General features: G+C 34.0%; 12 protein-coding genes. 7 read left to right on the top strand and 5 right to left on the bottom strand.

What is annotated here, in order from left to right:
* Positions 1–387 precede the first annotated feature (387 nt).
* The gene (typA, locus tag NSA01_RS09355) at positions 388–2,214 is read right to left on the bottom strand and encodes a translational GTPase TypA (protein ID WP_257481199.1); all 1,827 of its coding nucleotides are present in this window, start codon (positions 2,212–2,214) and stop codon (positions 388–390) included.
* Between the two features lie 119 nt (positions 2,215–2,333).
* Positions 2,334–2,498: a rubredoxin gene (locus NSA01_RS09350; RefSeq protein ID WP_007049457.1), complete on the bottom strand. Its 165-nt coding sequence runs from the start codon at positions 2,496–2,498 to the stop codon at positions 2,334–2,336.
* Positions 2,499–2,634: 136 nt separating this feature from the next.
* On the opposite strand from NSA01_RS09350, the gene NSA01_RS09345 reads away from it, so the two are divergent.
* From NSA01_RS09345 to NSA01_RS09320, 7 genes are all read left to right on the top strand, one after another.
* Positions 2,635–3,075 (top strand): hypothetical protein, encoded by a 441-nt coding sequence (locus tag NSA01_RS09345; RefSeq protein WP_257481198.1) that lies wholly within the window; start codon positions 2,635–2,637, stop codon positions 3,073–3,075.
* Positions 3,076–3,518: 443 nt separating this feature from the next.
* A complete protein-coding gene (locus NSA01_RS09340; RefSeq protein WP_257481197.1) occupies positions 3,519–3,911 on the top strand; it encodes a TM2 domain-containing protein in 393 nt (130 codons plus the stop codon).
* A 37-nt stretch (positions 3,912–3,948) separates the two neighbouring features.
* On the top strand, positions 3,949–4,305 hold the full coding sequence (locus tag NSA01_RS10110; RefSeq protein ID WP_373887192.1) for a DUF2752 domain-containing protein: 357 nt from the start codon (positions 3,949–3,951) through the stop codon (positions 4,303–4,305).
* 845 nt (positions 4,306–5,150) lie between these two features.
* Positions 5,151–5,945: a delta-lactam-biosynthetic de-N-acetylase gene (pdaA, locus tag NSA01_RS09335; RefSeq protein ID WP_257481196.1), complete on the top strand. Its 795-nt coding sequence runs from the start codon at positions 5,151–5,153 to the stop codon at positions 5,943–5,945.
* Between the two features lie 78 nt (positions 5,946–6,023).
* Positions 6,024–6,194 carry a DUF1540 domain-containing protein gene (locus tag NSA01_RS09330; RefSeq protein WP_083781739.1) on the top strand — a complete coding sequence of 57 codons (171 nt, stop codon included), beginning with the start codon at positions 6,024–6,026 and terminating at the stop codon, positions 6,192–6,194.
* A 970-nt stretch (positions 6,195–7,164) separates the two neighbouring features.
* Complete coding sequence (locus NSA01_RS09325; RefSeq protein WP_257481195.1) at positions 7,165–7,338, top strand: hypothetical protein; 174 nt, start codon at positions 7,165–7,167, stop codon at positions 7,336–7,338.
* 112 nt (positions 7,339–7,450) lie between these two features.
* Positions 7,451–7,603 carry a hypothetical protein gene (locus NSA01_RS09320; protein WP_257481194.1) on the top strand — a complete coding sequence of 51 codons (153 nt, stop codon included), beginning with the start codon at positions 7,451–7,453 and terminating at the stop codon, positions 7,601–7,603.
* Between the two features lie 82 nt (positions 7,604–7,685).
* On the opposite strand, the gene ftsZ is transcribed toward NSA01_RS09320, so the two are convergent.
* The 3 genes from ftsZ to murA form a co-directional block, all read right to left on the bottom strand.
* On the bottom strand, positions 7,686–8,807 hold the full coding sequence (ftsZ, locus tag NSA01_RS09315; protein WP_257481193.1) for a cell division protein FtsZ: 1,122 nt from the start codon (positions 8,805–8,807) through the stop codon (positions 7,686–7,688).
* Between the two features lie 107 nt (positions 8,808–8,914).
* Positions 8,915–9,694, bottom strand: coding sequence for a cell division protein FtsQ/DivIB (locus NSA01_RS09310; protein WP_257481192.1), 780 nt, complete (start codon positions 9,692–9,694; stop codon positions 8,915–8,917).
* A gap of 10 nt (positions 9,695–9,704) precedes the next feature.
* Positions 9,705–10,958: a UDP-N-acetylglucosamine 1-carboxyvinyltransferase gene (gene murA, locus NSA01_RS09305; protein WP_257481191.1), complete on the bottom strand. Its 1,254-nt coding sequence runs from the start codon at positions 10,956–10,958 to the stop codon at positions 9,705–9,707.
* Positions 10,959–11,125: the final 167 nt, after the last annotated feature.

Raw genomic sequence — 11,125 nt, 5'->3', positions numbered from 1 at the left:
AAAAATCTCCGCTCAAGCCGCGGTGGCTATAGCGACTGGATTTCCTCTGAAAATCTACCCGATTTTCAGGGAACAGTCGCTTTTCCCCTCCCAATGTATAAAAAAAGTTTTACCTTCAAAATATAATAAAATTATTTATGCAAGAGGGGTGGGATAGCTTCTCTTCCAAGAAACGCGGGCAGCGTTTCTTAGGAAATCGAGAAGCGCGAAGAGCCTCCACGGCGAATGAGTGGAAGAACTTTTACCCCTTTTTTGTTTCTTCGGACAAAAAAGGGTGGGTTGTAGGGCAAAGCCCTACAAAGTGGTTTAAGGGACGAAGTCCCTTATATAGGATTGTAAGGCGTAGCCTTACCAAAAAGGTTTCGGGAGTTTTCCCGAAACCTTTATTTACCTTGTTGTTTTTTTTCTGTTTTCCGCTTTTATCCTGTCCTGCTTATTCAAGTATTCTTTTCTTACTCTTAAATGATTTGGAGTTACTTCCAACAGTTCGTCGTCATTTATAAATTCAAGATACTGTTCCAAACTAAGCTGTCTGTGAGGAGTAAGTCTTAAGGTTTCATCACTTCCCGAAGCACGCATGTTAGTTACCTGCTTACGCTTACATACGTTTACCGTCATATCGTCGGGCCTTGAGTTTTCCCCGACTACCATTCCTTCGTAAACCGTAGTGTTCGGACCAATAAACAATGAACCTCTTTCCTGAGCGTTGTAAAGTCCGTAAGTAATGCTTTCTCCCGGTTCGCTTGCGATAAGAGAACCTCTGCTCCTTCCTTCGAAGTCGCCTTTATATGGCATATATTTTTCAAAGTTTGAGTTTATTACCGCAGTTCCTTTTGTCGCGGTCATAAGTTCACTTCTGTATCCGATAAGTCCACGGGAAGGTATCATGAATTCAAGTCTTGTATAGCTGTCGCTGGACTTGTTCATATTAAGAAGCTCCCCTTTTCTGTTTGCACAGCTTTCGATTACGGTTCCGGTATGGTCGTCGTGTACGTCGATAACAAGTCTTTCAAAAGGTTCACATTTTACTCCGTCGATAACTTTTGTAATTACCGTAGGTTTTGAAACCATGAATTCGTATCCTTCTCTACGCATATTTTCTATAAGGATAGATAAATGAAGTTCCCCTCTTCCCGATACTTTGAAAGTATCCGCACTGTCTGTAGGTTTTACTTCAAGAGAAATATTTGAAAGAAGTTCTCTGAACAGTCTGTTTCTGAGATGTCTGCTTGTTACATATTTTCCGTCCATTCCCGCCAAAGGAGAAGTATTTACGGAAAAGTTCATGGAAAGCACGGGCTTGTCGATTTCAACAAAAGGCATTGCTTCAACGCCTTCTGACGAACCGATTGTCTCGCCTATATTTATATCTGCAATACCTGCGATACAAATGATTTCTCCCGCACTCGCACTCTTACATGGGACTTTACTAAGCCCTTCGTAAGTATAAAGCTGAGAAATCTTACCTTTTGATATTTCCCCTTCTTTTCTTGCTATAGTTACGCTTTCGTTTGTTGATACACTTCCTCTTTCTATCTTACCGATAGCAAGTCTTCCGGTGTATTCGTCGTATTCGATATTTGATACAAGGAACTGAAAATCGCCTTCTTCATCTCCAGTAGGACAAGGTATATTATCCTTGATAGCCTTGAAAAGTACTCCGAGTCCCTCACCTTGTTTCTGAGGTGTTTCGCTTGCCCAGCCCTGCTTTGCGGAAGCAAAAAGTATCTTTGAATCAAGATAGCTTTCATCTGCTTCAAGGTCTATAAAAAGTTCCAAAACGTCATCGGCGATTTTTTCGGGAGTTGAATTTTCTCTGTCTACTTTATTTATAACGATAATAACAGGCAGGTTTTGTTCTAATGCTTTCTTTAAAACAAATCTCGTCTGAGGCATACATCCTTCGAAGGCGTCCGCAAGAAGTATTACTCCGTTTACAAGGGATAAACTTCTTTCCACTTCCCCGCCGAAGTCCGCATGTCCCGGTGTATCTACGATATTTATTTTGATATCGTCGTAGTATACCGATGTATTTTTTGCAAGGATAGTTATCCCTCTTTCTCTTTCCAAATCGTTGGAGTCCATTACTCTCTCGTCTACATCTTCGTTATCTCTGAATGTCCCGCTTTGTTTGAGCATCGCATCTATGATCGTCGTCTTACCATGGTCTACATGGGCAATAATAGCAATATTTCTGATATTCTCTTTTTTCATTTATTTATTTCCTTTAATATAATATGAGCATTTAATAAAAAGTGCAAAAAAATAGCACCATAATCTTCATTAACTTATAGATTATAGCACTATACAAGCCTATTGTCAATTTTAAGACATTAGTCTTCAAGTTTTTCAAATGCGTCTTTTTTAACAAAACACACAGGGCAGACATAAGTATCCGGGACATCTTCCCACTTTGTATTCGGCGGGATATTGTTATCGGGATCTCCGAGTTCTTCATCATAGATATATCCGCATAATGTACATTCGTATTTAGCCATTTTATACCTCCGTTTTATATATATTTTTATCAAAAAAATATTATTTTATTCAACCTGTTTAAAATTAATCATAACCATAATTAAGACTTGTTAGGTTCGTCTGATTATGATATATTTTATATCAAAGGAGAACGACATGAGATATTTACCATATATAATTATTTTATCATTCAGTATCATAGGTGCATTATATACTGTTTTGTACATAAACTTAAATAAAAAGAAAGAAAAAGATTTTATAACCTACGAAGAAAATATAAATAAAGAGTCGGAAGAAAAGAATAAAGTATTCGTTTTATACGCAGTCTGTATGACAAATATCATATTTGCAGTATTGGAATGTCTTATAATCTATACAAGGAGCTTTGAACTCATTTTAAGCACCAACCTCATCAGGACTTGTTCCATCATAGCGGTATTGAATTTTGCGGCAATGATAATAAAAGGAACATTTGCCGGAAACAGCGTAAATAAAATCGCAGACAGAGAAGTATTTTCAAAAACTCTTATTCAAATGTCCTTTGGAGAAATACTTACAATAATAGGACTATTGATACTTGGATTAATTATTATATAACATAAATTTTTTAATTAGTTAATAACTTTTTTAGGTAAATAGCAGGTTATATTCTTAAACGAGTTTTAATTATTTACAATAAAGAATAGTTCCATTAGAAAAATACCTGACCGATTATTTATTTAAAAATAAAACAATTTTTAATATGGATATGCCTTGATACATTAAAAATAGTATTTATATGTTAGAATATATAGTAAGTTTTATCTATAACATTTTCGAATTATTATTTTAAATTTGAAATTGCATTATATATATTTTAATTTTATAAAATATAATTTTAAATAGTTAAAACGATTTAAATTATAAGAGCAAACGGATTTTACACTTTTTAATCATTTATTTATAAAAGGAATTAAAAGGTTATATGAACTATCATATAAAATCATTGATTGTTTTTTTAATTTATAATATACTTCAATAGAATAAAAGGAGGGGAAAATATGAAAAAAGAAACTGTCGATATGTTTATACTTATTAACGGCAAATACTTCCCAAATGCTCAGCTCGTAACATTAAGAAGCAGACTGGAAGCACTTCCGGAAGAAGCACTGGACGGTCTTATGTCGCTTGATTTAAGGGATCCGGATATAATGATATTGGTTTCAGCAGGACTGGGTACACTGGGGATAGATAGATTTTTTATAGGACAAACGGCACTCGGAGTGCTTAAACTCATCACTCTGGGCGGATGCGGTATCTGGGCTATTATAGACTGGTTCCTGATAAGAAATGCAACAAGAGAAGAAAACCTAAACAGTCTTTTGGCGCTTATTCGAAATTATCAGTACATAGCACCGAAAAATGACAGTCAAAACAACAGTATAGAATTATAGTAAGTTGAGCCGGAATGTCCGGCTTTTAATTTTCAAAATGAAGAAAGATATAATAAAAAAGCATATACCAATAATATCGGTTTTAACGATTTACGTAATATTCATATATATTTCAGGTATAGGATGTCCAATAAGATACATATTTGATTTTCCCTGCGTTACATGCGGGACGACAAGAGCACTAATTTCTTTTTTAAAAGGAGATTTAATGCTTGCATTTTATTATCATCCTCTGTTTTTACTCGCTATTCCCTTTTTACTGCTTGTTGCACATTATAATTTAAAATCATTCATGGGACTGAGTAAAAAAATAAGGAGTACCTTACTGATCATTATTCTTATTTTGTATGTCATCACATATATTATAAGGCTGATATTTTTTACTATTCCTTAATTATTAAAAAATTCTTAAGTTTGAATTAAATGTGATGAATTCGTGTTTTTTTGTGATATAATGAATATAGTAAAGAAATTATATATTTTTAAAAGATTACGTATTTTAGAACAGAGAATTGGAACACTAATAAAAAAATCCGTCATAAGATGGATTTTTTTAGTTTTATATGGGAAGAAAAGACAAGATACGATTGAGTTGATTACGGGGCGCGGAATCTGCCGAAGGCAGGCGTAGTGCCCCGAAAACATGATATTCACAAAATCTTAATAAAAATTATAGGAAAATTTATGTAATATTAATTTTATTATCATTTTATTTTAATTTAAGGGTTTTATAATAAATTTTATAAAATATAAAAATAAATAAAAAAGTTTATTGTTATATTTTTATCCTTTGAAATTGATATTGTTTTGTTTCGAAAAAAGATACCTATTTGGTGTCTTTTTTCATTTTTATTGAATTTTGCGGAATACTAAATATATAATAAGAATTAAAATTTAATAAAAAATTTCCGGGCACTACGCCTCGCTTCGCGAGATTCCGCGCCCGGATACTAAAACGAAAAACGATTTTTAAATTTAAAAACAATAATTCTAACAAACTGATTTCATAACTATCATATCATTAATACATCTATAATATATGATATCGAATAACCATAATTAAAAAGTAAAATTTTAAATTATCACTGTTACCATAATAAATCTTCAATTACATAGATAATAAAAACTCTCATATAAAGTATCATTCATAGTAAAAAGCAAAATCAATTAAAATTATAAAGTTAAAAATTAATCATAAACATGTACTTTGTCTATATACTTTATTAGGAGGGATAAACAATGATTGATCTTAACAGAAAAAAAATTATATCTATATTATTTGGAATTATTGCGATGATAGTAATCGCAGTCATATGTTTTGGATTTATTCACAAGATAAGCGCGGGAATAGATAAGACCGAATGGGGACTGGGAAACTACGGCGACGGCAAACAGCCGGTGGGAAATGCGGATAAAGAAACATTATCAAAATATGATGCCTTTTATGTGGGAAACGAAAATGAAAAAAATATTTATCTTACTTTTGATGCAGGATACGAAAACGGCTATACAGAAAAAATATTGGATACATTAAAAGAACAAAAAGTACCGGCGACATTCTTTTTGGTCGGAAACTACCTTGAAAAAAATCCCGAACTCGTTAAAAGGATGTTAAAAGAAGGACATATCGTAGCAAATCATACATATTCACATAAAGACTTAAGATATGTAAGCGATGAAGAATTTAAAAAGCAAGTCAATGACTTAGCGGAGCTATATAAAAAGACGACAGGACAGGAAATAAAAAAATATTTGAGACCGCCGGAAGGAACGTTCAATGAACATTCTTTAGCCATGGCAAAAAGTATGGGATATAAAACCATATTCTGGTCACTTGCATATAACGACTGGAACAACAATCAGCAAAAAAGTTACAGCGAAGTATTTGATAAAGTGCTTCCTAAACTGCATAACGGCTGCATTCTTCTTCTTCATTCCACCTCAAAAACCAACGGAGAAGTACTGGGAGATTTACTGTCAAAAATCAAAGAGGAAGGATATACCTTTAAAAGTTTAGACGAACTTGCAAAATAGTTTAATAATATTTTTCATTTTTCACATACTAATTATGTAACGTTAAGTTACTTAATTACAAATTCAGGAGGATATGAAATGAAAAATACTGCTATTCAATGTGACGTTAAAAGCTGTGAATACAATTGTCAGGATTGTAACTATTGTTCACTAGAATCAATTAAAGTAGGTACTCATGAAGCTCATCCAACACAATGTGCTTGTACTGACTGTAAATCTTTTAAATTAAAAGAAAACTGTTGTAAATAACAAACAGTTTAGGGTTCCACCATATAACCCGTCAAGTTTTTTCAAAGCAAAAAAACTTGGATGTAAAGTGCTTTCGCTCAAACGGTGCGAAGCCTAAAACGCTTTTAGATATTCAATAAAATGCTGCCCGCATTTTATGAATGAAAAGCTACCCCTACCCTAGTTAAAAGCGATTAATTTAACGATCTTATTGCAAAATATATATTTAGCAAATAGATTTACCTTCCCCTATTAACTGTTGAGTCAAGAATCGAAAATGTACGTTAAGGCTCAATATTAAGTATGATATAAAAATATAAATAAAGTTTATGATTTTTATGTCATACAATAAAATAAATCTAACCTAAAAAAGGAAGAACAAGATGTTCTTCTTTTTAAATAGTTTAAATATTCATGATAAAAACATATTAATCCCAAAGCCAATCCTCCGAGAAATACAACCGCAAATTTATCTTTTAGCTTTTCTTCATGGTAATAAGCTTCTATCACATCGAGCATTAGCACAAATTACAATAACACCGCATACATAAAAAATTTAACTCTTACTTTTATAGATGTAATCTAATAAAAATGATAAAAAAGAAAATAAATTAATATTACTCAGATAATAATTCAACTATATATTTTGTTGGGTTTTTTTGCTAACCATAGAGAGATTTTTCTTTTTTTATCCCTAAATATATCAATAAATTTTACATAGCATATATATTTTTTCTATCAAATTATATAAGTATTCAATAAGGTTATATTTTGAATTTTACATTATGTATTCATCTTTATTAAATAATAATCTCATATAAAACATTTAATGATTATATTTTTATATCTATAAATATTTCTTATTACTTTTAATTTTTTATTTTATTTTAAATTGTTTTATTTCTATGAAAAATAAAAAATATATATATTGACTTATTATGTATCAACATATACAATACTTATATGGATACATAAAAGGTGGTGATTTTGTTTGGTATCTAAAAGAGGAAGACCGACCGACGATCCCAAGACATTGAATACACGTATAAGGCTTTCTGAAAATGATGTTTCAATGCTGAAATACTGCAATGACATCACGGGAAAGACAAAATCAGAAATCATAAGAATGGGAATAAAGAAGGTCTACGAAGAATTAAAAAAATAAAAGGCAGTCCAGCACCCAGCAAGATGACATGGACTGCCAACCCCAAACGGAGTATGTAAATATTATACACTGCATACTTCTGTTTGGCAAGGATTAAACGGAGGTTAAAATAATGAACGACATAGAATATTTAGACATCGATTTAGATAAAGACAGTTACAATAAATTAACGGAATACTGTAAAATCAAAAAGGTATCTAAAAACGAAGCAATAAAAATGATAATAAAAGATATATCGGAGAGTATAAAAAAGGAGGGACGCTGAGTCCTTCCTTTTTATTTAAATGATTACCAACTTTTTAACACATGCAAAAAGACCGCATGAAAGCGGTCTTAAATATCATATATTAATAATCGTCTCTGTCTCTTCTTGATAAAGAGTCCTTTAAGAAATCAGGGATATCTCCCCAATCATTTTTCTTTTCTTTTCTGACAACTTCTTCAGCTTCAGGTTCAGCTTCCTTTTTCACTTCATCATCGGCAAGTTCAACAAGTTGTCCATTTTTATTCTTCATGTTAAAGCCCGTAGCGATGATAGTTATCTTAACGCTGTCTTCTAAACTTGGGTCTATTGCTGCACCGAAGATAACATTTGCGTCAGGATCGGCTTCTTCTCTTGCTATTTCAGCAGCCTTATTGATTTCAAATAACGATAAATCTTCCCCACCGGTAATATTGATGATAACCCCCGTAGCACCTTTGATACTCGTTTCGAGAAGTGGAGACTTAACTGCTTCCTGTACGGCTTCAACGGCTTTATCTTCGCCTGTACCGTAACCGACACCCATGTGTGCCATTCCGGCATCTTTCATGATAGTCTTAACGTCAGAGAAGTCTAAGTTTACGATACCTGTTATACCTATAAGGTCGCAGATACCTCTGACACCTTGTGATAATACATCATCGGCTAATTTTAACGCATCTTTGAATGTCGTATTCTTATCTGCTATACCAAGTAATTTTTCATTTGGGATAACGACAAGTGCGTCTACGTGCTCTCTTAGAAGTCTTATACCAAGATCTGAATTGGAAGCTCTTACTTTACCTTCGAAACCGAATGGTCTTGTTACAACGGCAATGGTAAGTACACCGAGTTCTTTTGCTATCTTAGCGATAACGTGGCTCGCACCCGTTCCTGTTCCGCCGCCCATTCCTGCGGTAATGAATAAAAGGTCTGCGCCTTCTACTATTTTCTTAAGTTCATCACTGCTTTCTTCCGCAGACTCTTGTCCAACTTGTGGATTTGCACCTGCACCAAGTCCGCCTGTAGTCCTGTCTCCTATCTGCACTTTGTTTTCGCTCAAAGACTCGCTTAAAGCCTGTGCATCGGTATTTACCGCAACGAACCTAACTCCTTGAAGTCCGCCTTCTATCATTCTATTAACAGCATTGTTGCCACCGCCGCCAACGCCGATTACTCTTATATCCGCAAAATTACCCATATGTATATCTTCCATTTCGTATGGCATAATAACTCCTCCTAAACATAGTAAACTAATTCTATTCTATTTTAATATTATTTTTTAATATATGCAACACTTTTTTGTGATTTTTACTACATATTTGACTTTAAATGCTATATCTTACTATATATTGGGTTAACTCCCTGTATGAGTTCCACCTTTTGCTTCATATCCATGTTTTTTATGAAATAGAGGACAAAACTTTTGTGGTACGAAAAAGCAGAAAAATTAGCAAACTGCAGGACACTTCCGTTTTCAAAGTATAGATTATACTTTCCCGAACCGTCAACGTAAAACTGTGAAACTTTTTTAAGCATTTCGTTTTCTTTCAAAAATTCAAAGACTTGTTTTAATGTCTGAACTTGTACATCGCTTAAATCAAATAATTTTTTACCTTCTTCAAGGTCCTTTATCTTTATCCCCGTAACTATGGGAACATCATACCTCGTAAGAGTTTCAGATGAAGATATGACCTTACCCTCATCATCAACATCATAGAAAGTCTTTTCTTCCTGAAGTATGAAATAAGGAGATCTTTCTTCTATTTCTATTACGACCGTTGAGGGGAATTTTCTATGTATCTTTGCTTTTTTTACTATGGTTATCCTCTCGATTTCTTCTTCGGCCTTTCCCGCACTGAAAGAATAAATATTCTCCCCTGCTATTATCCCGCTTCTTGCGACGATCTCCTCTTTATTTGATATTTGATTGTTTTCAACTTCTACACTCTCGATATTAAAAATATCGGAAGTAGTTACAAATAAAGCACCTACAATTATGATTATGAATATAAAAATAATAAGAAGCGATTTCGGATTAAAAAATCTGCGTCTTTTTTTTCTTCGTTTTTTTCTAGGTCTGTATGTATGTGCTTCATAATAACTCTTACCCATAATTACACCTTTACTGATTTCTGTCTATTTTTGCTCCAAGTCCTCTTAAAGTCTTTTCTAAATTTTCATATCCTCTGTCGATATGATATATATCGTAAATATTGCTTTTGCCCTCTGCGGCAAGCGCAGCTATAACAAGACTTGCACCGCCTCTTAGATCTTCTGCATACATATTTGCACCGCCTAAGCTTTCCACTCCGTTTATAACAAGGGTAGTCCCGTTTACATTCATATTTGCACCCATCCTTGTAAGTTCGCATGTGTATTTGAACCTATTTTCAAATATGGTTTCGTTTATTATGCTTACTCCTTCTGCAAGAGACAGCATTGCTCCGAACTGAGACTGCATATCCGTGGGAAAACCCGGATAAGGAAGTGTAATAAGCGAATCTATTGCTTTTATCTTATCGGCGCCCTTTATTAATATCCCGTCACTGTATATCTTAAACCTTGCACCGCTTTCCATTAATTTATAGTAAACAGCTTTCATAGTATCTACTTTCGCATCTTTTAAGTATATACTGCTTCCGGTCATATTTGCAAGACACATAAAAGTCCCGCATGCTATCCTGTCGCTCATGACAGTATATTCACAGCTTTTGAGCTCTTTTACTCCTTCGATATAAACGGTATTGGTCCCTGCTCCGTATACTCTGGCTCCCATTGAATTGAGGAAATTTTGAAGGTCGATTATTTCAGGCTCCTTAGCAGGATTACCTATTGCGGTCACCCCTTCTGCCAGCACGGACGCAAGCATAACGTTCTCCGTAACGCCTACACTGGGAAAATCAAGCTGGATGTTCTTTCCCTTCAAGTTATCTCCTCTTAGAGTTATGATACCATTTTCTTCACTCATTTCACAGCCCAGTTCTTTTAGTGCCTTTATATGCATGTCTATCGGTCTGAGCCCGATATCACATCCTCCGGGCATGGAAAAACTGCATTCCTTATTAAGAGAGAGCACCGCCCCCATAAGCATTATAGAAGAGCGCATTTTTCTGAGTAACCCCTCATTAAGGCTCGTCTTATTTAAATCCTTGGAATTCACCGATATGGTGTTTCCTTCTTTTATCACCTTACAACCAAGATCTTTAAGTAATTTTATCATTATACCCACATCTTCTATGCCAGGTACATTATGTATGATACTTTCCGATTTGTTTAGTATAGATGCTGCCAAAATCGGTAAAGCCGCATTCTTGCAGCCCTGCAAGTTTATATCGCCGTCTAATTTTCTGCCGCCTTCAATAACGAAACTGTCCATTTACTTTCCTCCCATACCTATATAGTCTATATTATTCAAATCAAGGCTACATTGTGAGAGGTATTTTATTAAGGGGAAGTTCCCCTTACATCCCATGTAGGGCTCTGCCCTACAACCACTTCTAGGGGCTCCACCCCTAAAACCCCGCGAAGTTTTTTCCAAAGAAA

This window comes from Anaerofustis stercorihominis, from assembly GCF_024623185.1.
Lineage (GTDB): Bacteria > Bacillota > Clostridia > Eubacteriales > Anaerofustaceae > Anaerofustis.
This window is presented reverse-complemented; position numbering and strand designations above follow the sequence as displayed.